This window comes from Vibrio sp. CCB-PB317, assembly GCF_022808245.1.
Lineage (GTDB): Bacteria > Pseudomonadota > Gammaproteobacteria > Enterobacterales > Vibrionaceae > Vibrio > Vibrio diabolicus.
Genome location: NZ_JALGNU010000001.1, coordinates 1,304,331 through 1,328,861, shown reverse-complemented (window position 1 = coordinate 1,328,861; position 24,531 = coordinate 1,304,331). Strand labels below are relative to the sequence as shown.

At 44.9% G+C, this 24,531-nt stretch carries 21 protein-coding genes and 1 pseudogene; 6 read left to right on the top strand and 16 right to left on the bottom strand.

The window, feature by feature from the left end; translation table 11 throughout:
• Positions 1–65: 65 nt before the first annotated feature.
• Genes bioD through bioB form a run of 4 tightly spaced genes read right to left on the bottom strand, consistent with a single transcriptional unit; the run spans position 66 to position 3,745 of the window.
• On the bottom strand, positions 66–752 hold the full coding sequence (gene bioD, locus MTR11_RS06195; RefSeq protein WP_005390831.1) for a dethiobiotin synthase: 687 nt from the start codon (positions 750–752) through the stop codon (positions 66–68).
• Positions 749–1,555, bottom strand: coding sequence for a malonyl-ACP O-methyltransferase BioC (gene bioC / locus MTR11_RS06190; protein ID WP_237283765.1), 807 nt, complete (start codon positions 1,553–1,555; stop codon positions 749–751). Before bioC ends, bioD begins: the two co-directional genes overlap by 4 nt.
• Positions 1,555–2,706 carry an 8-amino-7-oxononanoate synthase gene (gene bioF / locus MTR11_RS06185; RefSeq protein WP_243327148.1) on the bottom strand — a complete coding sequence of 384 codons (1,152 nt, stop codon included), beginning with the start codon at positions 2,704–2,706 and terminating at the stop codon, positions 1,555–1,557. Before bioF ends, bioC begins: the two co-directional genes overlap by 1 nt.
• Entirely contained in the window at positions 2,693–3,745 is a 1,053-nt protein-coding gene (bioB, locus tag MTR11_RS06180; protein ID WP_012841957.1) for a biotin synthase BioB, read from the bottom strand. The genes bioF and bioB overlap by 14 nt, the downstream gene beginning before the upstream one ends.
• A 130-nt stretch (positions 3,746–3,875) precedes the next feature.
• Between bioB and bioA the strand changes: the two genes are divergently transcribed.
• Complete coding sequence (gene bioA, locus MTR11_RS06175; RefSeq protein ID WP_243327147.1) at positions 3,876–5,156, top strand: adenosylmethionine--8-amino-7-oxononanoate transaminase; 1,281 nt, start codon at positions 3,876–3,878, stop codon at positions 5,154–5,156.
• Between the two features lie 69 nt (positions 5,157–5,225).
• On the opposite strand, the pseudogene MTR11_RS06170 reads toward bioA, so the two are convergent.
• The 8 genes and pseudogenes from MTR11_RS06170 to lrp form a co-directional block, all read right to left on the bottom strand.
• Positions 5,226–5,483: pseudogene (locus MTR11_RS06170) on the bottom strand (DksA/TraR family C4-type zinc finger protein); the annotation flags it as partial.
• 147 nt (positions 5,484–5,630) lie between these two features.
• Entirely contained in the window at positions 5,631–6,071 is a 441-nt protein-coding gene (locus tag MTR11_RS06165) for a hypothetical protein (protein WP_243327146.1), read from the bottom strand.
• The gene (locus MTR11_RS06160) at positions 6,065–6,796 is read right to left on the bottom strand and encodes an ATPase (RefSeq protein ID WP_243327145.1); all 732 of its coding nucleotides are present in this window, start codon (positions 6,794–6,796) and stop codon (positions 6,065–6,067) included. The genes MTR11_RS06165 and MTR11_RS06160 overlap by 7 nt, the downstream gene beginning before the upstream one ends.
• Positions 6,797–7,002: 206 nt before the next feature.
• Complete coding sequence (gene serS, locus MTR11_RS06155) at positions 7,003–8,310, bottom strand: serine--tRNA ligase (protein WP_053807197.1); 1,308 nt, start codon at positions 8,308–8,310, stop codon at positions 7,003–7,005.
• Positions 8,311–8,401: 91 nt separating this feature from the next.
• A complete protein-coding gene (locus MTR11_RS06150; RefSeq protein WP_031780168.1) occupies positions 8,402–9,757 on the bottom strand; it encodes a replication-associated recombination protein A in 1,356 nt (451 codons plus the stop codon).
• Positions 9,758–10,384: an outer membrane lipoprotein chaperone LolA gene (gene lolA / locus MTR11_RS06145; protein ID WP_012841960.1), complete on the bottom strand. Its 627-nt coding sequence runs from the start codon at positions 10,382–10,384 to the stop codon at positions 9,758–9,760.
• 74 nt (positions 10,385–10,458) lie between these two features.
• On the bottom strand, positions 10,459–13,512 hold the full coding sequence (locus MTR11_RS06140; protein ID WP_243327144.1) for a DNA translocase FtsK 4TM domain-containing protein: 3,054 nt from the start codon (positions 13,510–13,512) through the stop codon (positions 10,459–10,461).
• A 152-nt stretch (positions 13,513–13,664) separates the two neighbouring features.
• On the bottom strand, positions 13,665–14,159 hold the full coding sequence (gene lrp, locus MTR11_RS06135) for a leucine-responsive transcriptional regulator Lrp (protein WP_005378234.1): 495 nt from the start codon (positions 14,157–14,159) through the stop codon (positions 13,665–13,667).
• A 156-nt stretch (positions 14,160–14,315) separates the two neighbouring features.
• Here lrp and ald point away from each other — a divergent pair, with 156 nt between their 5' ends.
• The gene (gene ald, locus MTR11_RS06130) at positions 14,316–15,440 is read left to right on the top strand and encodes an alanine dehydrogenase (RefSeq protein ID WP_005378241.1); all 1,125 of its coding nucleotides are present in this window, start codon (positions 14,316–14,318) and stop codon (positions 15,438–15,440) included.
• Positions 15,441–15,533: 93 nt separating this feature from the next.
• Here the strand turns inward: ald and MTR11_RS06125 are convergent, their stop codons facing one another.
• The gene (locus MTR11_RS06125; RefSeq protein WP_243327143.1) at positions 15,534–16,730 is read right to left on the bottom strand and encodes a methyltransferase; all 1,197 of its coding nucleotides are present in this window, start codon (positions 16,728–16,730) and stop codon (positions 15,534–15,536) included.
• A 54-nt stretch (positions 16,731–16,784) separates the two neighbouring features.
• Positions 16,785–17,759, bottom strand: coding sequence for an HTH-type transcriptional regulator CysB (cysB, locus tag MTR11_RS06120; RefSeq protein ID WP_006742885.1), 975 nt, complete (start codon positions 17,757–17,759; stop codon positions 16,785–16,787).
• Positions 17,760–18,072: 313 nt separating this feature from the next.
• Between cysB and MTR11_RS06115 the strand changes: the two genes are divergently transcribed.
• Together MTR11_RS06115 and miaE are read left to right on the top strand one after the other, a co-directional pair.
• Positions 18,073–18,837, top strand: coding sequence for a hypothetical protein (locus MTR11_RS06115; RefSeq protein ID WP_006742886.1), 765 nt, complete (start codon positions 18,073–18,075; stop codon positions 18,835–18,837).
• 97 nt (positions 18,838–18,934) lie between these two features.
• Complete coding sequence (gene miaE / locus MTR11_RS06110) at positions 18,935–19,705, top strand: tRNA isopentenyl-2-thiomethyl-A-37 hydroxylase MiaE (protein ID WP_104974277.1); 771 nt, start codon at positions 18,935–18,937, stop codon at positions 19,703–19,705.
• Positions 19,706–19,832: 127 nt separating this feature from the next.
• On the opposite strand, the gene MTR11_RS06105 is transcribed toward miaE, so the two are convergent.
• Both MTR11_RS06105 and MTR11_RS06100 read right to left on the bottom strand, forming a co-directional pair.
• The gene (locus MTR11_RS06105) at positions 19,833–21,461 is read right to left on the bottom strand and encodes a methyl-accepting chemotaxis protein (RefSeq protein WP_046874757.1); all 1,629 of its coding nucleotides are present in this window, start codon (positions 21,459–21,461) and stop codon (positions 19,833–19,835) included.
• Positions 21,462–21,616: 155 nt separating this feature from the next.
• Entirely contained in the window at positions 21,617–21,883 is a 267-nt protein-coding gene (locus MTR11_RS06100) for a hypothetical protein (RefSeq protein WP_012841963.1), read from the bottom strand.
• 292 nt (positions 21,884–22,175) lie between these two features.
• Here MTR11_RS06100 and MTR11_RS06095 point away from each other — a divergent pair, with 292 nt between their 5' ends.
• Positions 22,176–23,504 (top strand): sphingomyelin phosphodiesterase, encoded by a 1,329-nt coding sequence (locus MTR11_RS06095; protein WP_243327142.1) that lies wholly within the window; start codon positions 22,176–22,178, stop codon positions 23,502–23,504.
• Positions 23,501–24,457: an ATP-dependent dsDNA exonuclease gene (locus MTR11_RS06090; RefSeq protein ID WP_243327141.1), complete on the top strand. Its 957-nt coding sequence runs from the start codon at positions 23,501–23,503 to the stop codon at positions 24,455–24,457. Before MTR11_RS06095 ends, MTR11_RS06090 begins: the two co-directional genes overlap by 4 nt.
• The last annotated feature ends 74 nt before the right edge of the window (positions 24,458–24,531 follow it).

The following is a 24,531-nucleotide window of genomic DNA, read 5'->3' as shown; positions in this document are numbered from 1 at the left end:
TAGATTACACCAATAAAAAAGGGCTGCATTACGCAGCCCTTTGGTTTTTAGTATTTTAAACACAATCAGTCAGTATTTAGCAAAGGCTCGACATTAATGTACTTGCCTAGCTCTTTGCGCTTAGCACTTGGAATGTATGGGATTTCGCCAAGCTTAGGCGCACCGATACGCGCTTCAAGCATCTCGATAATATCAGCATAGTGCTCAGTGCCAGGGTTAACTCGGTTTGCCACCCAACCAACAAGATTCAAGCCATCCGCTTTAATACTCTCAGCCGTGAGTAAAGCATGGCTCAAACAACCTAATTTAATACCAACCACCAAGACCACGGGTAACTGCTCTGCTTGTACCCAAGTAGATAAACAGTCGGTATCTGACACAGGCACACGCCAACCACCAGCACCCTCAACGAGAACGACATCAGCTTGCTGCTTGTGTTGAGCCAGCTTTTCACTGAGGAGTTCGTATTTTATTTCGACATGTTCATGTTTTGCCGCGATGTGAGGAGAAGCAGGCAATTCTAAAGCGTATGGATTCACATCATCATAAGCGACATCGAGTGTCGCGGCCGCTTGTAAATGTAAGGCGTCAGAGTTACGCCATCCAGCTTCAGTCTTATCACTCCCTGCTGCCACTGGTTTATAACCAATGGTGTTTAGTCCTTTTGCTGCCAACGCTTGCAAAATGGCTTTAGACGCTACCGTTTTTCCTACATCAGTATCCGTACCAGCAATAAAAAAAGCATCAATCATAGATGTATTACTCCAAAACAAACCTGATAACTTGCAGGTAGAAGACCTTGATCATTTTTAAACGCTTGGTACTCATGCTCAACTTGCAACAAAGTCTCTCGACTGGTTAAACCATGTGAGCGCCCGCTTACGTGATTTGCACCTATACCTTTGAGATCACGCATAACTGAAAATGCTGAGTCGTACCAAACTGTGATGGTGGTCAAGTCTAGTTGATGGTTGTCACATCGAGATTGCGCTAACGCAATTTTTACCTGATTGAGCGATAGAAAGTTATTGACGTGTTGATATGCATCAATTTTTTTCCATGATGCACGCAACTCGCACAGTGACCCTTCAGCTAGGGTAGAAAAAGCCGCCTTCCCATTAGCTTTTAGTACACGACGAACTTCTCTCAGGGGATAACTTAAATCGGCACACCATTGCAAAGCCAAGCTAGAGAATACGTAGTCGAAGCTTGTATCGTCGAAAGGCAAGTTTTCTGCGTCGGCTAGCACATAATTCATTCGTTCATGGCCACAGCGCACCATAGCTTTGCTTAACATCTCTTGAGAGATGTCCACACAAAACACTTCAGCGCCAAGCTCTTGAAGACGTTGAGAAAAATAGCCAGTACCACATCCTAAATCCAAAACACGTTTATGAGTTAAGTCATTCGGAAGTTTGTCTAGTAAGCGATGGCCGACATCACGCTGGAAAGCGGCATGTTTGTCGTACGTGTTAGCTGCCTTACTAAAGGAAGCGGCGATCGCTTGTTTATTAGGCAGTAAGCAATCCAACTTCATTTGCTCTGCATTATCCATTACTGCGTTCCTAATGCTTGCTTCAATGCCATTGAAAGCGTTTTAACTTGTTCGTTAGTGTGATTAGCAGTGAGTGTGATTCGAAGACGAGACGTCCCTTTCGGTACTGTTGGCGGGCGAATAGCAGTAACCCAAATACCGTTTTGGCGACAAGCACCTGCCACTCGCAAAGCCAAATCAGATTCACCAATCACAAACGGCTTAATCGAAGTTTGAGTCTCAACAAAGCCCTTAACGTCGCTGAGGCTATCTCGATACACTTCACTTAACTCTGTGAGCTTTTCACGTCGCCAAGACTGCTCTTGAACCATCGAGACAGCATGCGTGAGCGCATAGGCTTGTGCAGGAGGCATCGCCGTGGAATACACATGGTGACGAGCAAACTGAGTTAAAAAGTCCCCCGTTGCGTGGTCACATAAAATAGCCGCGCCAGACATACCAAACGCTTTGCCGAAAGTAACGATCAGTATCTCAGGCTTAACCGCCGCTAATTCACATGAGCCACCGCCAGATTGGCCAAGAACGCCGATACCGTGTGCATCATCGACGGCGAACCAAGCATCATGACTGCGAACGACTTCAGCTATATCAGCAAGTGGGGCACAATCACCGTCCATGCTGAATACCCCTTCAGTCACAACTAGATGGTTGTCTTCGCTATTAATCAGCGACTTCAGGTGTTCGATGTCATTGTGCTTGAAGCGCTTCATCTTAGCTGGTGACAACGCCCCCGCTTCCATCAAAGAGGCATGGTTCAAACGGTCTTGGATGAGTGCGTCTGATTTTTCTAGCAAGGTGAATAACAAAGCTTGGTTAGCACTGAATCCAGAGCCAAACAGGACTGCCCTTTCGTAACTCAGCCATTCTGTTAGTGCCGCTTCTAAATTGCTGTGCGCGGCACTAAAACCTGTGACCATTGGAGATGCACCACTGCCACTGCCGTATACACTCAAGCCTTGCTGCCAAGCACGAACGAGCGCTTGGTCATTGGCCAATCCCAAATAATCATTACTTGAGAAGTTGATGTAGCGTCTGCCTTCGTATTCCAAAATCGATTGGTTGCCGGAAAACACCACATTCATCGAACGATTCAGCCCCTGCGCTTTACGATCGGCAAGGGCGGACTCGATACGAGATTTAAACGCTGGCATCGTAGAAAAGGTCGTCTTTTGTCGGACGAGCAGCAACGCGCTCTACGACGCGATCCAGCAACTCGTTTTCTTCGATTTCATCAGGTTTTTGAGACACCTCTTGGCTGTTAATGCCGAGCTTGTCGAACAGCATCATGTCTTTGTCTTCAGAAGGGTTTGGCGTGGTCAGAAGTTTGCAACCATAGAAGACGGAGTTTGCACCCGCCATAAAACACAGCGCTTGCATTTGTTCGTTCATGTTTTCACGACCAGCCGATAAACGGACTGCGGATTGGGGCATCATAATTCGTGCTATTGCAATCAGACGAATAAAGTCGAACGGCTCAACGTCGTCCACTTCTTCCAATGGTGTACCCTTCACCTTAACCAGCATGTTGATTGGCACACTTTCAGGATGTACTGGCAAATTAGCCAGTTCAACCAACAAACCTGCTCGGTCGTTAGCACTTTCACCCATGCCGATGATGCCACCGGAACAGATCTTCATGCCAGCATCACGAACGTGAGACAAAGTGTCTAAACGGTCTTGGTAAGTACGTGTGGTAATGATGTTGCCGTAAAACTCAGGTGAGGTATCTAGGTTGTGGTTGTAGTAATCCAGACCAGCAGTTGCCAATTGCTTTGCTTGATCTGGCGTCAGCATGCCTAATGTCATACACGTTTCTAAACCCATGCCCTTCACGCCTTTGATCATGTCGGTCAAATGCGGCATGTCACGCTCTTTCGGGTTTTTCCATGCTGCACCCATACAGAATCGAGTAGAACCAGCATTTTTGGCTTTTTGCGCAGCATCGAGTACGCGTTCTACTTCCATCAAACGCTCTTTCTCGATGTCTGTGGTGTAACGAGCACTCTGAGGACAGTACTTACAATCTTCTGGACAAGCACCTGTCTTAATCGACAGAAGCGTGCTTACTTGAACATGGTTGGTTTGTTGATATTGACGATGTACAAGCTGCGCTTCGAATAGGAGATCCATGAATGGTTTTTCCATGAGATCGCGCACTTCAGCATGCGTCCAGTTATGACGAACTTCCACGTGTATTCCTTTAGTCACTTTTGTTGTTGTGTTGACAGTCTACTGAGTCTCGATAAACTGTCAACACAACACAAAACAACAAAGTTTACACCTGTTTATTTTTTAATCTTAATTATTATTGGAATCGCACATGGATCTCGCCTTCGACCGCCAGCATATCTGGCATCCTTACACTTCGACATTAACACCTCTGACCTGCTACCCAGTAGAATCAGCAAGTGGTGTTCACATTAAATTGGAAGACGGTACTGAGCTTGTCGATGGCATGTCTTCTTGGTGGTCGACAATCCACGGCTATAATCATCCGCACTTAAATCAAGCGGCTCACCAGCAAATCGATCAGGTCTCTCATGTGATGTTTGGCGGGATTACCCATCAGCCAGCAATCAATTTGTGTAAGAAGTTGCTGTCCTTAGCACCAAGTAATCTTGAACATGTATTCCTTGCCGATTCAGGCTCCGTTTCCGTAGAAGTCAGCTTAAAAATGGCACTGCAATATTGGCATGCAAAAGGCGAACGCCGACCGAAGTTTCTTACTTTGCGACACGGTTATCACGGCGACACTTTTGCGGCCATGTCGGTTACCGATCCTGATAACTCAATGCACTCTCTCTACAAAGGCTTTTTGCCTGAGCATATCTTTGCGGAGTCACCAACTTGTGGCTTTTGGGATGAGTGGAAATCTGAAGATCTTGCTGACTTTGAGCACAAGATTGAAACACATCATCAAGAACTCGCTGCGGTGATCCTAGAGCCTATCGTTCAAGGCGCAGGTGGCATGCGTATCTACCATCCAGAATTTCTCAAAGGCGTGCGTAGGCTTTGCGACAAATACGGCTTGTTATTGATTGCAGATGAAATCGCAACCGGATTTGGGCGTACCGGTAAACTGTTTGCTTGCGAACACGCAGATATCCAGCCAGACATTTTGTGTGTCGGGAAAGCACTCACTGGCGGCTACATGACGCTCTCTGCGACCCTAGCGAGCAAACACGTCGCGGATACTGTTTGTGGTGGTGATGCTGGTTGTTTCATGCATGGTCCAACCTTTATGGGTAACCCGCTCGCCTGCGCCGTTGCCACCGCAAGTTTAGAATTGATAGAACAAGGCAACTGGCAGCAGCAAACCCAGCAAATTGAAACGCTGTTTTCTGAACTACTGCCAAAACTTGAAAAATACGACTTGGTGAAAAACACTCGTTGGTTAGGTGCCATTGGCGTTGTGGAAACGCATCGTCCAGTGAATATGGAAACCATCCAAGCCTTGTTTGTTGAACACGGAGTTTGGATTCGCCCATTTGGCAAGCTGATTTATATGATGCCACCGTTTATCAGCAAACCAGACGAAATTGAGAAGCTAGTGAATGCGATTGATGCTGCTTTGCAACGTAACGACTGCTTCGCTTCATAGTTCAACTCAACACGAAAACGGTTTGAGTATGAGACTCAAACCGTCTCTTTATTTACAAGAAAAGCAAAGCTATCGAAGTTGACTGTCTTTACTCGCGCGTCGATTGAATAATACTTGGCGTTGAGATGTCAATTCGATTGTTGACTGGCATTCGATACACAAACGAACGCCTTTCATTGCAAGACGACGCGCTTCCGGAATCTCATCACCACACTCATCGCAGTAATGGGCGCTCTCACCCTTTGTGATACTGCCACGAACACGGGAAATTTCGTCGCCTATTGTGTTTTGAATTTGTTGGCTGACGCTATCGTCGTTTGCCCCCCCCTACGGCCATAAGCCCTCCTCGTTACTTGAATGAGAAAATCTACTTACCGTGGTAAGGTGGATGATTATATCGATTACAAATAACAAGATAATTAGGGTAAATTCGAAAACACTATTACGCTTTGGTAATAATTACTCTGCAATCGATTATTCGGCACTCTCATGGAAAAGCAATGCAAGGTTACTCATACTCCCTTCCTCACATTCAAAGTACTGTGTTTGCTCAGGCTCTCTCAAAGTAACACTGAGTATCTTCTCTACCTCACCTAACTCCTCGCTAAAGTACTCACTGACTAATATGACGCGCTCACCAACACTAAATTCCAGTGACTTCTCATCTACCAACGCTCGATGATAATGTTCAACACGATAATCTTGAGGTTTTATCCGCTGTAAAACAGAGCTTTGATTCCCAATGGACTCATCAAAGATAATCCCACCTTTGCCTTGCTCTATAAAAATACTAAAGTTCATAGTTTGGTTCACTGAGCATTCAAAGACTTTTCTGGGCGAGGTGTTAGCAACAGCAAACGTGCTCATCATCGCAACACTTAAACCCAAAGTGACCGCCAATCGTTTCATTACCATTCAGCCAACACTGTAAATAGCGCTTGTTCAGACATACGGGTTAATACATATCCGTGTGAAGATGAATACGAGCCACTGAGTACACTATTCTCTTTCTCAATAACGATATCCTCGATGCCGTCAGCGTTGTAATCACCTTTTGCGGTAACGGTAATAACCTGAAAGCCATCAGTCGAATCGTAATACTCTGCTCTGACTTCACTGATGACCTGAGTTCTTTGGATATGGTCTGCTTCATCCCACGTTGATAGTGTCTTTGCTTTCTCTGCACTTTCGTCAGAAATAACAAAAGCAAGTGCACTTGGAGCGAAATTAGGAAAGGTATCGTCTAACTTAAAGTCTGATATAAATGAGCGCTTAGAGGCAGCTAACTTTGCCGTCTCACTCCATGTTTGGCACTGAGTTAAATATGCTTTAAACGCGCCGTATTCATAGGCTTTTGCCGCAGTAAAGCCCGAAGAGTATGCCGTAGCTAAGTCTTGGCAATTAGATACTAGTTTTTCTTCATCAGATGCACGTTTCAATTCAAGTTCATAGCCCCAATCGAGTGAGTTACGAAGTTGCATATTTTCTTTGGAAGATTGCGCTATTTCGCGCGCGAAAAAGCGATCGGTTCGCTCACTATCTAAGTATTGAGGCTGAATAAGTTCACTTGCGATAACACTCTTACTAACGAGCAAAGTAAGCGCAAAAATAACAAGCAATGAAAGATGATTTACTGGCATAACGTTTAACAACAAGGGCAAATGATGCCATTAGCTTGTCACGTGAAAAACCGTTTAGAAAAATATCATTTGTCTCGTACTGCTAGATTCTGGGCGAGCTCTTCACTATTGCGTGTGCTAATTACATAACAACGTATTTTCACTCGACGCAGATAACAAAAAACCCAGCACTATGGCTGGGTTTTGGTGTTCTAGTGGCTAATGCATTAACCGATGTGCGTTGCGCCGCCCATGTACTTCTGAAGTACTGCCGGGATTGCAATGCGACCGTCTGCTTCTTGGTTGTTTTCTAGGATAGCAACCATGGTACGACCTACAGCTAGACCAGAACCGTTTAGCGTGTGTACAAGCTCAGGTTTCTTCTCGCCTTTACGACGGAAACGCGCTTGCATACGACGAGCTTGGAAGTCCCACATGTTAGAACATGAAGAGATTTCACGGTAAGTTTCTTGAGCAGGAACCCAAACTTCTAGGTCGTAAGTTTTACGAGCGCCGAAGCCCATGTCGCCAGTACATAGAACGACTTTACGGTAAGGAAGTTCAAGAAGTTGTAGAACTTTCTCAGCGTGACCTGTTAGCTCTTCTAGTGCGTTCATTGAATCTTCTGGCTTAGTGATTTGTACTAGCTCAACTTTGTCGAACTGGTGCATACGAATCAGACCACGAGTGTCACGACCGTAAGAACCTGCTTCTGAACGGAAACATGGCGTGTGAGCTGTCATCTTAATTGGTAGATCCGCTTCGTCAGAAATCGTGTCACGAACTAGGTTCGTTACAGGCACTTCTGCAGTAGGGATTAGAGACAGTTTACGTGGCTCTTCGTCGTTTACTTTTTCCGCTAGAGGCTCTGTGTGGAAAAGGTCTTTACCGAACTTAGGAAGCTGACCAGTACCGAATAGGCTGTCAGAGTTCACTAGGTAAGGTACGTACATTTCAGTGTAGCCATGTTCTTCTGTGTGAAGATCTAGCATGAACTGAGCGATTGCACGGTGTAGACGAGCAAATTGGCCTTTCATCACGATGAAACGTGCGCCAGTGATCTTAACTGCACTTGCGAAGTCTAGACCGCCACCCATTTCACCTAGGTCAACATGGTCTTTTAGTTCGAAGTCGTAAGTCTTAGGCTCACCCCAACGAGAGATTTCAACGTTGTCATTTTCGTCTTTGCCATCTGGCACTTCATCTGCTGGGATATTTGGTACAGAAAGCGTGAATTCGTCTAGTTGAGCCATTACTTGCTCAAGTTCAACTTTCTTCGCGTCAAGATCGCTACCTAGAGTACCGATTTGTTTCTTGATCTCTTCTGCGCCTTCTTTGTCGCCAGCCGCCATTTTTTGGCCGATTTGCTTGGAGATGGAGTTACGCGTGGATTGTAAATTTTCTACTTCTACTTGAATGGACTTACGTTGTTCTTCAAGTTTACGAATAGTCTCTACGTCTAGCTTAAAGCCACGACGCGCCAGTTTAGCAGCTGTTTCATCCAGCTCTGTACGAAGTAATTTAGAATCCAGCATTGTTAATCCTATGCTTTTTGTTGTGAAATCACGCGCACTTTCCAAGCGTACGCGTTAAAAAAATTTACTGAACAAATGTATCCAAAAACGCCTACTTTTCATAGCGCTTTTGTTGGCTATTTGCGTCTAATTTAGCCAAGTAATCTAACTTTTCGCCGATTTTGGTTTCTAGACCGCGATTTGTTGGCTGATAATACTTACGATCTGCCATTTCTGGTGGCAAATATTGCTCACCGGCTGCATAGGCACCCGGCTCGTCGTGAGCATAACGATACTCTGCGCCATAGCCCATGTCTTTCATCAGACTGGTGGGTGCATTACGCAAGTGATGCGGCACTTCATATTCAGGCAAGTTATGTGCGTCAGTGAGCGCTTGTTTCCAAGCAACATAAACGGCATTACTCTTTGGAGCGCACGCGAGATAAACAATTGCTTGAGCAATCGCACGCTCACCTTCTGCTGGACCAACGCGTGTAAAACAGTCCCACGCGGAGAGTGCAACTTGCATGGCTCTAGGGTCCGCATTGCCGACATCTTCCGATGCTATCGCAAGTAATCGACGGGCAATGTAAAGTGGATCACAACCTGCAGCTATCATACGAGCAGCCCAATACAAAGCGGCATCTGGGTTTGATCCACGAATAGATTTGTGAACCGCAGAGATTAAGTCGTACCAGATATCACCTTTGTTATCAAAGCGAGAGACCTTTTCTCCCGCCACTTCCGCAAGTAACTTAAGCGTGATTTCTTTTTCACCCTGCGCATTGTCTTCTGCCATATCGTATAGTAGCTCAAGGTAGTTGAGAGACATGCGAGCATCACCGTTAACTAGCTCTGCTAGGCGATCTAGTACGTTATCGGCGAAATGTGCTGGTATATTCCCCAAGCCGCGATCTTTGTCGTTAATCGCTTGATCAAGCGCCAGCGATATTTCGCTCTGGCCAAGAGAAGTCAACTTATAAACGCGAGCACGCGAGAGTAATGCGTTGTTTAACTCAAACGAAGGGTTCTCTGTGGTCGCACCGATAAACGTAACCGTACCGTCTTCAATATGCGGTAAAAACGCATCTTGTTGTGATTTGTTAAAGCGATGCACCTCATCCACGAATAAGATAGTGCGGCGACCTGCCATTTTGTTCTCACGCGCTTTGTCGATCGCAGCACGGATCTCTTTAACGCCAGACGTCACCGCAGATACACGCTCAACTTCGGCGTTGGCATAGTTTGCTGCCACTTCCGCTAATGTCGTTTTGCCTGTGCCTGGTGGTCCCCACAAAATCATCGAGTGAATGTGTCCAGCCTCTAGCGCTCGGCGTAGGGGTTTACCCGGACCTAAAATATGCTGCTGTCCAATATACTGTTCGATAGTTTGTGGTCTCATACGAGCAGCAAGGGGACGAAAATCTTCGTCCCCTGAGAAATCTAACGTGTAATTACTCACTACCAATTAATTCCTTTGGTCATCCACTTCCACGCCATCTGGAATTGTGAATGTAAATCTGTCTACCTTTGGTTTACCAAGCTTAACATTACTAAAAGTAAACAGCCCTTTCTGACCATCTTGCTCAATGACGTTAAAGCCTTTCACTACGCCTTTTGCATCAATATTAATCTGGAATTGGCCTTGAGTAGAGTCAATTGCCGTTGGAATGAGCGTAAACTCATTACCTTTCTGAGAAATCTTATAGTTATCCCAGTCGCTTGCTCTATTGCGAGTTAACAGCACAAATGGTGTTTGCTCGGTCGCTTGCTCTTGCCAGTAAATGCTTACTTGCTCAATGAATGGGCTGTAATACCACAACGTCTTGCCATCAGATACTAAAAGATTTTCATCAGGAAAAGTCGTACTCCAACGGAACAAGCTTGGACGAGCGATTTCAACCGTGCCCTCACCTTCCATTACCGTTTCACCTTCAGGGCTGATCACTTGCTGGGAGAAATCGGCACTGAAACCTTCGTTCATTGCGAGACGTTTATTGAGTTCATCTTTTGGAGATGCTGCATTCGCAGCTGAGAAGAAAGAAACGCTTAAAACTAGCGCTGAGAAAAGTTTCGCTGAAAATCGTTTTTTCATTCAGATACCTATCAGAGGGTCAAAGACCTAAAGTTACTCACCTCAGTTGGACTGAAGTGAGTAAAACAAGTTCATTAATCTTTTGGCGGCGCAGGAGCTAAAACTTCGCGGTTACCGTTGTGACCCGGAGCACTCACGATACCTTGCGCTTCGAGTTGCTCAACAATACGGGCGGCACGGTTGTAACCGATCTTAAATCGACGCTGTACGCCAGAAACAGAGCCTCGACGTGACTGAACTACGTGCTCAACGACTTGATCGAAGAGTGGATCCACATCTTCATCCGCTTCCATTTGCTCACCTGGCAATAAGCTTTCTGGACTTTGATCTCCGCTGATGATCTCTTCAATGTAGTTCGGTTTACCACGCGCTTTCCAGTTGTTTACAACAGCATGAACATCATCATCTGATGCAAATGCACCGTGGACACGAGTTGTATGACTTGAGCCCGGCGGTAGATACAACATATCACCCATACCAAGCAGTGATTCTGCACCACCTTGGTCTAGAATCGTACGGGAGTCTGTTTTAGTCGATACCGTAAACGCAACACGAGTTGGAATATTCGCTTTAATCAGACCCGTGATAACATCCACCGATGGACGCTGAGTCGCAAGAATTAAATGAATACCTGCCGCACGCGCCTTTTGTGCCAAGCGTGCAATCAGTTCTTCTACCTTCTTACCAACCACCATCATCAGGTCAGCAAATTCATCGACAACAACAACGATGTAAGGCAGTTTTTCTAACAATGGCGGTTCCGTATCCATACTGTCGCCTTCTTGCCAGAATGGATCATGAATTGGGTGACCTGCTTCTGCTGCCATCTTCAACTTCTCGTTAAAGCCTTTCACATTACGAACGCCCAATGCCGACATCAATTTATAACGACGTTCCATCTCACCCACACACCAACGTAGAGCGTTTGATGCGTCTTTCATATCAGTCACAACTTCAGAAAGAAGATGAGGGATACCTTCGTAAATAGAAAGCTCTAGCATTTTCGGGTCAATCATGATGAAGCGTACATCTTCTGGGCCAGCTTTATACAGCATGCTCAAAATCATCACGTTCACACCCACCGACTTACCAGAACCGGTTGTACCTGCTACTAGCACGTGAGGCATCTTCGCGAGATCAGCCACAACAGCTTCACCCGCAATGTCTTGACCTAACACAACCGTTGTTGGTGACGTTGCTTGCTCAAACTGAGGACTACTGATTACATCAGATAAATAGACCGTCTGACGACTCATGTTTGGCAGTTCCAAACCGATGTAAGGCTTGCCTGGGATTACTTCTACAACACGTACAGCCATTGCAGACAATGCACGAGCTAAGTCAGTTGAAAGACCAGAAATACGGCTTACTTTTACCCCCGGCGCCAAATCAAGCTCAAAACGAGTGATCACTGGACCAGGATAAATCCCCACCACGTCGGCTTTGATTTTGTAGTCCGCTAGCTTGCTCTCAACCAATCGAGCGACCTGCTCTAGAGCATCACGGTCGATAAAGTTTTCGCGTTTTTCTGGATGGTAAAGCAACTCGAGCGTTGGAAGTGGTTCTTCTGGAACAGGCAAGTTTTCTTCTTTCTGTACCAAAAATGGGTTCTGTGTCGCTGCTACTTTGGCTTGCGCACTAGAAACCATGTCTTGGAATGCCGCTACATCTTCGTCGCCGTCTTGAACCTCTTCAACCTCCGCTTTTTGAAGTGCAGGTTCAAATGTTGTTGAAGGTGTTGCCACTTGCTGATGAGGTGTTGCTGGAGCTGGCTGTAGTTGTTGTACAGACTGTGACTCCACTTCGTCTTCATCGTCTAACACGTCAAAATCAGAGATCGTAGGTTCAATGTGTTGACTCGATTCTGTTTGCTCCGTGATGCTATCTAGCGCAGCGGAATCAATTACAGGCTCTTCATGCACAGGATGCTCAATACTTGGCTGCTGTACTTGCTCTGCTTCAAATTGTTCGTACTCCGCATAATCTGGTTCAACACTGTTCGGTTCTTCTGTAGCTGTATGTTGCTCTACATAGGAAGAGTAAGTGTCTGCAAGTGATGGGGCTACCTGTTCTTCAGTTCCCCAGTCATCTGCTTGTTGCGCTGCAGCTTCAAGCTCTTCTATCGTGACATTCAGCTGCTTGGTACGCTCCAGAAGCGGATCAACGTTATCAGTATTCACCGCATGGACAGGTTGCGTTTGGTGCTCAGGTTGAGCATAAACTGGCGCAGCATTAACCGTAGCCTTGCGTTGTGGTGGCGTTGGTTCCACCATCATTTGTTCCGCTGGCTTCTCAGGTTTAGCTTGCGGCATATAAATAGGATACTCATGTACAGGCGCCGATTCTTTCGGCTCATCGACATCGAACGCCGTTAAATGAGGAAGCGGCTCATCATCAATGTCATGGTCTACGTTATGTCTAGGCGTAGAGACTTTATCTTCCACGAACTCATCTAACTGAGGTTCTAAAACTTCTTGCTCAGAGCCTCTTATCTTATTTGCAAGCGCCGCAATTAGCGCTAATGCACGATCTCCAAGCCACTCAACGATGTTAAGCCATGAGATGCCAGTAAAGAGAGTAAAACCCGCTCCCCATAAGAACAGCAGTACCAATGTCGTGCCAAGTACATTCAATGTAGGTAAAGCTAGGCTAGACAACACGTCCCCGACGACACCACCGGACGAGAAATACCAAATATCATCAAAATTAATATCGGCTAGACCACAGCTCGTCATTATAAGGACGACAAGGCCGAGTAACCTCGTACCCCATAACATGAAATCAATTGGCTCATCTTCTCCTCGTTTACGGCAAATCACCCATGCAGCCGCAGCTAGCAAGAAAGGGATGGGATAAGCGAGAGAGCCAAATGTGAAGAATAGTGTGTCCGCAAGCCAAGCGCCGAAAAGGCCACCAGCATTGTCGATCTCCCCTCCCCATGCGGTTTGGGACCAAGAAGGATCGGCCGGACTGAAGGTAAATAGTGCAACCGCAAGCAATACCGAGCTAAGAACGCCAACGATAAAGCAGCACTCTTTTAAGCGTTGGAAGCCATTTAAGCGTGAAGACTGGGGCTCTTCACTGGTTTTGATAATGGTTTCGACTTTCTTTGCGTTCTCTTTGAACATAAATCAACTTGAATATGGAAATGAAATAGGAAATTGCAAAACATTCCGAGCGGCATCAAGCCGCTCGGTAAATTGATTTAACCATATCAAAGAGAAAAACCCAATTACTCTCTGGCGAAAGCGGAAGCATATACCGCTTTCTTTGCAAGAAATTAACGAGTTTTGATCACAAGCTGGTTAGATTGCTTCACTTCTTCCATTACAACGTATGTGCGAGTGTCATTTACGCCAGGTAGACGTAGTAACGTATCGCCCAATAGTCGGCGGTAAGCACCCATATCTGATACACGGGTTTTAAGAAGATAGTCAAAGTCACCTGATACAAGATGACACTCTTGTATGTCGTCTAGCTTTTGAACAGCTGAGTTAAACTGCTCAAATACATCCGGCGCACCACGGTTTAATGTAATCTCAACGAATACTAATAGTGACGCATCCAGGAACTGCGGATTCAATAATGCAGTGTATCCTGTGATGTAACCCTGACGCTCTAAGCGACGTACACGCTCCAAACATGGCGTTGGAGAAAGTCCCACACGTTTTGAAAGCTCAACGTTTGAAATACGACCGTCTTTCTGCAGTTCATTAAGAATGTTGCGGTCGATACGGTCTAGTTCCTTGGACGGCTTTTTATAGTTGTCTGCCATTTTTTATTCCACCTTATTACTTCCTTGCAAAAAAATATACTACAACTTTTTAATATTTGGTGCCAAATTTTACAAATCTATAACTATACTAGTTATTAATTCGACAATAACACCCTACAAACAGTTAATACAACCATTATAGAAAGAGGATACAGGATGATCATTGGCGTACCTAAGGAAATCAAGAACCACGAATATCGTGTTGGTATGATCCCAGCAAGCGTGAGAGAACTCATCTCACATGGTCACCAAGTTTTAGTTGAGACCAATGCAGGTGCCGGCATTGGTTTTTCAGACGATGATTACATCGCTGTCGGCGCATCCATTCTCCCTCATGCTGCAGACGTATTCGCGCAAGCAGACATGATTGTAAAAGTAAAAGAACCCCAAGCAGTAGAGAGAGCAATGCTCCGCGAAGGGCAAATTTTATTTACTTATTTACACCTAGCACCAGATTTTCCACAAACTGATGAGCTAATCAAGAGCAAAGCTGTCTGTATAGCCTATGAGACTGTAACAGATAATATGGGTCGTTTGCCACTGTTAGCACCAATGTCAGAAGTGGCAGGGCGGATGTCTATCCAAGCTGGTGCCCAAACTCTAGAAAAATCACACGGGGGTCGTGGTTTACTTCTAGGTGGCGTACCTGGTGTTGAGCCAGCGAAAGTCGTCATCGTTGGTGGTGGTGTTGTTGGTGCAAACGCAGCTCGTATGGCTGTTGGTCTTCGCGCTGACGTAACCATTCTAGACCGTAACGTAGATACACTTCGTAAGCTTGACGAAGAATTCCAAGGTCGCGCTAAAGTGGTTTATTCTACTGAAGACGCTATCGAGAAGCATGTTCTAGAAGCTGACCTTGTTATCGGTGCCGTTCTAATTCCTGGAGCAGCAGCGCCTAAGCTGGTAACAAAAGAGCACATTGCTAAGATGAAACCTGGTGCGGCAGTGGTTGACGTGGCTATTGACCAAGGTGGCTGTTTCGAGACATCTCACGCAACAACCCACGCAGATCCAACTTACATCGTTGATGAAGTGGTTCACTACTGCGTAGCAAATATGCCTGGTGCGGTTGCACGTACTTCAACTTTCGCATTGAACAATGCAACACTCCCTTACATTGTGAAACTCGCAAACAAAGGCTACCGTGAGGCACTTCTAGAAGACAAAGGCTTCCTTGAAGGTCTAAACGTTATTCACGGAAAAGTAACATGTAAAGAAGTAGCAGAAAGCTTTGACTTGGAATACGTTGAACCAACTCAAGCTATCGCTATGTTCAATTAATGACAAAATAAAACACAACTTGTCACGTTTTGTTTACAAAAGCCCACGCATAAGTGGGCTTTTTCATATAGAGCGTTTAGCTATAAAAAATAACTAATTCTTATATGCGCAAATTAAAATATTTCTAGGTGTAACTGATTTAGGGCAAAACTCTGACAATCTAACACGATAACCACGTTCTTCAAGATAAAGTGCTTTGTCCAATGCGAGCCAGATCTCCAATGGACGTTGAAAAACCAGTTGCACTAAGCTCATTCTCTCCATTTGCCAGAAGCGTTGTTCGCTTAACTTTTCAAAATGATCGAAATCGATTTCTTGAGAAAGAACGATACCTTTCTGCTCCGCCGCCCAGCGACACAAAGATTCAAAGCCTTCACTTAATTGCGACTTACGAATACTGGGGACAGGTTGGTACTCTGCCATGCCTAACGCTCGTCGAGTAATCAAATCGAAGCCAAGACGAAACACCATTTCCTGCTGACGATGGCGACGTACACGCTCTCCCCCTGTCACCGTTTGCTGTAACGGGATACGCAGTTCTTGCTTAGACAATGAGAGAGAAGAAACCCTCCCCGGTTTCGACATCGGCTGGTATTGTTCCGACTGAATCAAGTGATAACAACAAGGTGAGATGGTCATCGCAGCAATCCCATTCTCACTGCCGTACTGCATTAGACGAACATGGAGGTCACCACACGCATGCAGTGCCACCGCGTGTTGCGTTGGCTTGAATACCGCTTTTGCTTTGCTATCAAACGCGTCACCTTGAATAAACGTCATTTTCCAATGGTGTTCATTCGCAGCTTGTTGCCCTGAATCACACAGTGCTTGTTGATATTCGAAACTGGTCACAGGCTGATCGGTTTGTGTTGCCAGGATTCGTCCTAAATAACCTTTCCCTGAACACCACTCTAACCATTCTTCGCCACAGTGTTGTTGAATTGCAGCTTCACCCATCGAGCTGATTTGCTCCAGCTTACGTCCGGGAATGCCGTTGTCTAAACCACGAGCGAGTGCCAAACCATTTAAGGTTAAAGACTCTAAACGCGTGTGATAAGCGAGTTGTTCGAGTTGAGGCACGAACGCGCTTATCGCTTTTAAGGCGAGTTCAGGTTCCGCTTTATACTCTTCGATTTGAGAGGGAGAAAGAAACACTAACCACTGGCACAACTGAGGGTGTTGCTCTTGCCAAGGTAATGCGGTGTGAATGCTACTTTTAAATGGTTCAAACCGCCATAGCGATTCGTTTTCCAATAAGCAGTCATTAATAAATTGAAATTGCGTTTTCATAACTCCCCCCTACAACGAGCGCATTGTAGAGGGAATCGAAACATCAATGAAGTGTTATCTCACCGGGAGCTCGATGTCTTTAAACATCTCTTCGATTTCTGCATTAGATTTCAACGAAATCGCCTGCTCTACCACTGGGCGAGTTAAATGAGGAGCAAAGCGTTCCATAAAATCGAACATGTATGAGCGCAGGAATGTGCCGCGACGGAAGCCAATACTTGTCGTACTAGCCCCGAATAAATGGCTCGCATCTATTGCGACTAAATCGCTGTCCTGCTCTTCATCCACAGCCATGCTCGCAATCACACCAACACCAATACCCATGCGAACATACGTTTTAATAACGTCCGCATCAGTTGCAGTGAACACCACTCTCGGGGTTAAACCCTCACGATTAAATGCGGTATCTAACTCTGAACGGCCCGTAAAACCAAACACATAAGTGACCAATGGATAAGCGGCAAGATCGCTGATCGTTACCTTATCTTTCTTCGCTAATGGATGATCTTTAGGCACGACAATTGAACGGTTCCAGTGATAACAAGGCAGCATGATGGCATCTTGATATAAGTGAAGCGCTTCTGTCGCAATCGCAAAGTTCGCCGTACCTTTAGCAATTGCCTCAGACATTTGTGACGGCGTACCTTGATGCATGTGTAATGACACTTTTGGGTAGCGAGAAGTGAAACCTTTGATGACATCCGGCAAAGCATAACGCGCTTGCGTATGTGTCGTGGTGATATTCAGCGTCCCCATTTCTGGGTGGGTGTGCTCCCCTGCTACAGCTTTGATACTTTCTACACGAGCGAGAATTTCTTGAGAGATACGTACAATTTCTTCACCAGCAGGTGTCACCTGTGTTAAGTGCTTACCGCTACGTTCAAAAATCTGAATGCCTAACTCATCTTCCAGCAACCGAACCTGCTTACTGATACCTGGCTGAGAGGTATACAAGCTTTCTGCCGTCGCGGATACATTCAGATTATGGTTTACAACCTCAACAATATACTTCAGCTGCTGCAGTTTCATCGTAATCCCTTACTTGTTCATGAGATAATTTATTGGCCACTCGGACGAGCGATATAATAATTAGTTATAACGCGTTCAAATCGAAATGAACAGTAATTTCTAACTTATACCTCAATCACATACTGATAATCCTCAACATAGAAACAATATGCACAAAGTTGAGCCAATAAATGACTGAAGTTCTATGATGTGACTTCTATCAGTAGCTAAAACGTGGGAGAGACAAAATAATCAAACAAATAGGGTGCCGAGTAAGATAAGATTCATGTATTCTTTAACGCTAGCCGTAGAAAAGTAAAGCAGACGCAAAGATATGAATATTGGTTTAATAATCGCTTTGGTAGCCATCCTACTGGTGTTGATCCTAGGCTATAACATTATGTTGCAGTATAAGGTCAAGGTAGAAACTGCGAAAAGACAGGAGTCCGCACGCTATGTTGCCTTGATTGATGGCACTGAAGAGTTGATTGGTCACGCGCACCATATCCCTTTTAGTAAGGAGCTGTTGCTGTGTCTAAACAATCGTATTCTTGACGCGCTAGAAAGCATGCATGAGCTTGACCCGAAGAATAAGCAACTTGCTCAACGTATCGAAAACATGAAGCAACAGATTGAGCAACTGAAAGAGAATGGTCCCACTGGCGAGAGTACCACGTTCAAAATGCCGAGCAGTGATAAACAAGCCATCGTCATGCTTAAGTTGGTGAAGCGCCTCCGCGATACTATCCGTAACGAACACAATAAAGGCCGTATCGACACCCAGACTTATGTCGCTGAAAATGCGCGTTTAGAAACGATGCAGATTCGTATCAACATCGAAAACGTCATTAAAAGAGCAAACGACTCAATCGCTCGAGGTCAACCTGGTACAGCACTTCAACTGCTACGCAAAGGTATCGATGCATTGAGTACAAAGAGCGATCCCTACTCGATTCAAGCGAAACAGAAGCTTGAAGACATGCTGGGCGACCTAGATAAAAAACGCCAAGATAAAAGTGATGCCGAAATGCAGCAGATCGCCGATAAAGAGCGCGACAATGACATGGAAGCACTCTTCGGCGAGAAGAAAAAGTGGTAACATTCACTTAAGGTCAATAAAGGCTGCAATCGCAGCCTTTTTTCTATCCGTAAGATAGCGGATATGCCCAATTAGAATGTGAAGTACTAAAACTAAAATGATGAATCTAGACGCCTATCAAGATCTTCTTGCTCCCATTAACCAATTTCTGCAATGCAGCACACCTGATGAATGGGTAGAGGAAGCAAAGAAACCAGAAAACCTTCAAACCATTTTATTAGACCACCTACTGTGTGAGCTAAAAGCTGGCCAATCTGCGATGTTTTTAATTCGTAAGTATGCCGTTGACCAATCCAGTTCACATGCTCTGCTTGACTGGTTTAAACCCTATGAAGATTTTGCTTATCGCAATGTAGGCTCACTAGAAACTTTAAAAGGTAAGAGCAATATTTCCAAAGCGATCATGGCTAAGTCAAACTCACCGTACAGCCAAGATTTGATCGATAAAATGGTGCTTTTGATTAAAGAGGAGTTACACCACTTTTATCAAGTTTTAGAGATCATGGAAAGTCGTGGAATTGAGTATAAAAATATTCCAGCAAGTCGCTATGCTAAAGGGCTCATTTCGCATATGAAGACTCATGAACCGGAAACGCTGATCGATAAACTCATCATTGGTGCCTACATAGAAGCCCGATCTTGTGAGCGTTTTGCCAAACTAGCACCACATATGGATGACGATATCGCAAAATTCTACGTTTCTTTACTGCGCTCAGAAGCACGCCACTATCAAGATTATCTTGTATTGGCAGAGCAAATCGCGGGCAAAGACATCAGCGAACGCATAGCCTATTTTGGCCGAGTTGAGGCGGATTTAATTTCTACGCCAGATACAGATTTTAAGTTCCATAGTGGTATTCCAGCCTAGCGAGCATATTCTCCCAAGATTGAGCATGCTCTGAACTTATTTATAGACAGAGAATAAATAAGCCGGACATTTCGTCCGGCTTATTTTTTGTAGTAATGAGGTTAGGAATAAAGCTGAAACACAACAACTAGAGCTGGAATGAACCCATTCGAGTTTTCAAGTTGTGCGCTAGGCTACTGATCTGCTGGCAAGCCACAGCCGTTTGCGAAGCTCCCTCAGCCATCTCTGTTGAGGCACTATTAATATGCTCCACACTGCGATTCAGCTCTTCGGATACAGAATTCTGCTCGCTGCACGCCGTTGCGATTTGTGTGCTCATTTGCGCTATGTTATCGACAGAATGTTCAATTTCTTTTATCTGGCTATCAGCGTCATTGACTTGCTCAACACACTGAGAAATGCCCTCCTGACAATCACGGCTTGAATGCCCTATTTTGCTGCTGCTCTCTTGTAGTTGATTAACAATTTCCACAATTTGTGAAGTGGAGTCTTGAGTGCGTTGCGCCAGAGAACGAACCTCATCTGCCACAACAGCAAACCCACGTCCTTGTTCACCGGCCCGAGCAGCTTCAATTGCGGCGTTCAGTGCTAACAAGTTTGTTTGCTCCGCAATCCCGCGGATCACATCTACGACCACATTGATATTGTTTGAGCTCGATTCAAGCTCACGTGCCAGTTCATCTGACTCTTGGATCGTATGTGATACACGCTCAATTACTGCGATAGTTTGTTGTAACGTCGCCGTTCCTTGTTTAGCCACTTCCGTTGCCGAGTAAGCAGAGGTCGCGCCAACTTCGGTATTTTGTGCCACTTCACTTACAGCAGCTTGCATTTCTGTCATCGCAGAAGCCACCGAACTAAGTTCAATTTGTTGATTTTGCATACCAGAAGCGGTCTGAGAAGAAATAGCACTCACTTCCTCTACTGCTGCCGTTAGCTGAATCGTTGAGTCATTAATCTCAGAAACCAGCGAATGTAAGTTTGTTTGCATACCGACAAGCTCTTTGAGCAACGTTCCTAACTCGTCTTTGCTCAATTCACTTTCGTCGATTTGATTATTCAATTGACCCTTGGCGATTTTAGAAGCGAATTCCAATGCTCGATCAACAGGCCCGCAAATGACTCGAGAAAGCAACATGGCAGACATTACCATGACCAATGCGACGACAAGCGCCCCAACAGCAGCGCTGTATTGTGTAAATGCCGCTTCATTTTGTACTTCTTCGCCAATCAAATTCACCAACTCATCGTTCAACGCGAGGGTATCATCCAAGCTGCTCAACGCTTTTGAGTAGGTATCGAAACTTGATAAAATCACATCATTTGCACTTTCAGCATCGCCTTGGCTTAGCAATACGTTGTAAGTCTTCGTTTCTTTGATGTATTGATTCCAAGTTTCTTTAAAAACGCTAAAAGACTGCGTTTCACGCTGATTAAGGTCGAGCTTTTCGTATTCTGCAATACCAGCCTGCACATCAGAACGCCATTGGTCGAGGCCTTTTAACCACTCACCAATTTTGGGGTGATTTGCGTTTGGCAATAAAGAGAACTCATCTTTACGCACTTTGGTAATATCAACTTGGATACCTTTCAAAATCGCAACAGAAGGTAAACTTTTATCTGTTAGCACTGAGATGTCTTTATTCAGTGTTAACAAACCTTGTACCAACATTACTGACACTAAACCAAACACGGCAAAAACGGTTAAATAACTAACCGATATTTTCTTTACGACACTTAAGTCTTTAATACGCATGCACTTTCTCCCTGCAGCCTTTCCAAACCTCTCACTTAAGTGAAAGCTTAACCTCTAAAACACACTGTTTTTTGCGCTCGATATCATTGAGCACTCTTATATACATCGGCCTGAGAGATCAAATCTTGACCAGTAATTGATATTTTTATCACGTGCTATTTTAGAGATAGGCTCGCATGCTCCGTATTGTGTCTACATTTTTTTATGAGCGCTTCCCGGCGCAACTCTAAGATCTCATCGATGAGTTTTTCTTTAGCGTTGATGCCAAAGTGCTGGGCATAATTTTTGACTTTTTCAATCTCGTTAGGCTGTAAGCGGTATACCTCTTTCTTTAAACGAGCTTCTGCTTCGCTTCTAATCAAACCTTGGTCTTGTAGTAATTTAATGATGGTTTCATCGATTGGATTTACTGCTCTAGCCATGGTGCTCCATCTATCAATTTAAGTTCTAGCCATGTGGCTGGATGAATGACGCCGCACAACTTATAGAGCGAAGATGACAACTTGATTGCAGTGAGTACGATTCGGTAACCATCGCTATTATTTACAACCGCTTAAGCAACCATTAACTCTCTACCCCGACTCCTCACCATTGAATAAAGATCACATTCTGATAACAATTTTTAGTACTGGCTTCGATGTCATCCATATTTAACGTGCAAGTAATATTTATAAACAAGAATGATTGCTCTAGTTCAAATGATGGAAAAATAAGATGAAATTATCGCAGTGGGGTCTTTTATTAAGTGGCTTGGTGGCATTGCCAAGCATTGCAGATACAGATGTTTATCTAACCAATAACTCTGATCAGCCTTTAACTATTCAAGTAAAGCACGAAGGCAGTGATTTACTTCAATATGGAGAAGAGTGGCAGCAACATGTACAAGTACTTGGTCCGTGGGAAACCAAACCTGTATTGAGCTTCAATCGTTGGGAAGGCGTGAAATCCAACCAAACTTACCGTTTTGAAACTGTGGTTTCTAGCCCTAAAGGTGAAAGCATAACACTCAATCAGGTCATGGAAGGTCATTGGTATAATTCAACCATTGAATATGGCTTATCGGCGGCCGATGTCGATTTATCTCTTAAAGATGATCGTAATATTCATCGTGCCAACACTAACGCTTTTGGCATCCGAGAAACCGAACTGGCATTTAAGTCAGACAGTACCGCTCGATACGACGATCTTTATTACACCATCACACCAAGCAAAGTAAATGAACCTGTCGATAACGAAGAACAAAACCTTAAGTTGATGACATACAACATCTGGGCTCTTACGGCTATTGCCTCGCACATCGGTGATCGTTACGAACTGATTCCTCAATACGTCAAAGGTTATGATGTATTAGCGCTGCAAGAAGTGTTTGCAAGCGGTCGTGAAGCATTCCTACGTGAGTTAGCTAAGGAATATCCGTACCAAACTAAGATGTTAGATAAAGAAGGCGTTAATATTCATGATGGTGGGGTGATCATTGTCAGTCGCTATCCTATCGTGAATGAAGCGCAATATGTCTTCCCCGACTGCTCTGGCACAGACTGCTTTGCCGACAAAGGCGTGAATTATGCGGAAATTATTAAAGGTGGTCAGGCTTACCATGTGTTTGCTACCCATACCGCATCTTTCGATACAGACACCGCTCGCGAGTATCGTCAGCGCCAGTTCAAACAAATCCGCGCACTCGCTAAATCTCTCAACATTCCCTCAAACGAAACTGTGGTATATAGCGGCGACTTTAACGTAAACAAAAGAAAGTTCCCTGGTGACTACCAACAAATGATCGCTAACTTAAGCGCCATAGAGCCTCAGTATTCTGGTTACACGGAGTCAACCTTTGATCCCCGCATCAATAACTTCGCAGGTGAACCGTTATCAGGTGGCGAAAACGTGGAATACCTTGACTATGTTATGGTGAGTAGTGAATACAGGGTGAAATCATTCAATGACAACCGTGTAGACGTGCCGCGCACAACCGCAGAGAGTTTATGGAAACACTACAATCTTTCTGACCATTTCCCAGTTAGCGCAACAATCAAGCCATGAAGAAAATCGCGTTGATAATCATGTCCGCCATTATGGCGGGCATGATGTTTTTAACTTTCAGTCAAGATGGGCAGCAAGAAACGGCCGCGTCCGCTTCTGATCCGAAGACAAAAAATAAGAACGTCCCCAGTACATCACTAAAAACAAGCAATATCGCTCCCAATGCAGATGCTTCACCACAGACTGCAGAGCTCCCTTCTGCGGTTCAAATAACGACTGAGAGATTAACTCTGCTCAAAGGGAGAAAACTGGTCGCAGAGCTTGAGTCATTTTGGCATGAGTGTATGTCGAACCGCGACTGTGAGGAACAGTTAGCCTTGCTCGAGCCTTATTTATCGTCAGCACGATTTCAACTTTTGGCGAGCTACCATCAACTCAACAGTCAATGGCAAGAAAGTGTGGGTAATTTGTTGTTTGATGAGCAACAACCACTAGCCTCACGTATTGCACAACTTAAAGCCGAGGCAAGAGGCATTTGGGGCGAGTTGGCTGATGTTATTTTCGCGGATGAGTTCGCCCTATACGATTTCAATTTAGAGGCCCAACAGCTCAACACGCAAAGTCCAGAAAGCTTTTTGCAAGCTTTCGAGCAACTCATCATAGACTGGCAAGAAAATGCAGAGGCTATCGGGCTTACAAACGACCAAGCAAAATATGAGCGTGCAGTCGCCCTGATACCCAATAGCATGAGCTTTCCAGATCGCCAAACCATCATCGCAGAGCTGCAAAAAACTTACTTAACGAAGGACGAAAGCGAAGAGATTCACGATCGTCAGCAACAAATTGCTGAGCAAAAAGAGCAAGTCAGAGATTACCAACAAGCATTGCAACAACTTGAGTCCAGACTCAGAAAAGAAAGAACCACAAGCCATTCGAATTTGTCAGAACCGGAATGGCAAAGCTATTACCAACAAGAAGTAGCGGATTTTCGTCGTGAATTTTTTTCTTCTTAACAATGCGCTTTGACTGACTGGGAACTTAAAAAGGCACGTTGCTAACCAGCCGTCGTGCCTTATGTTCAACTCTC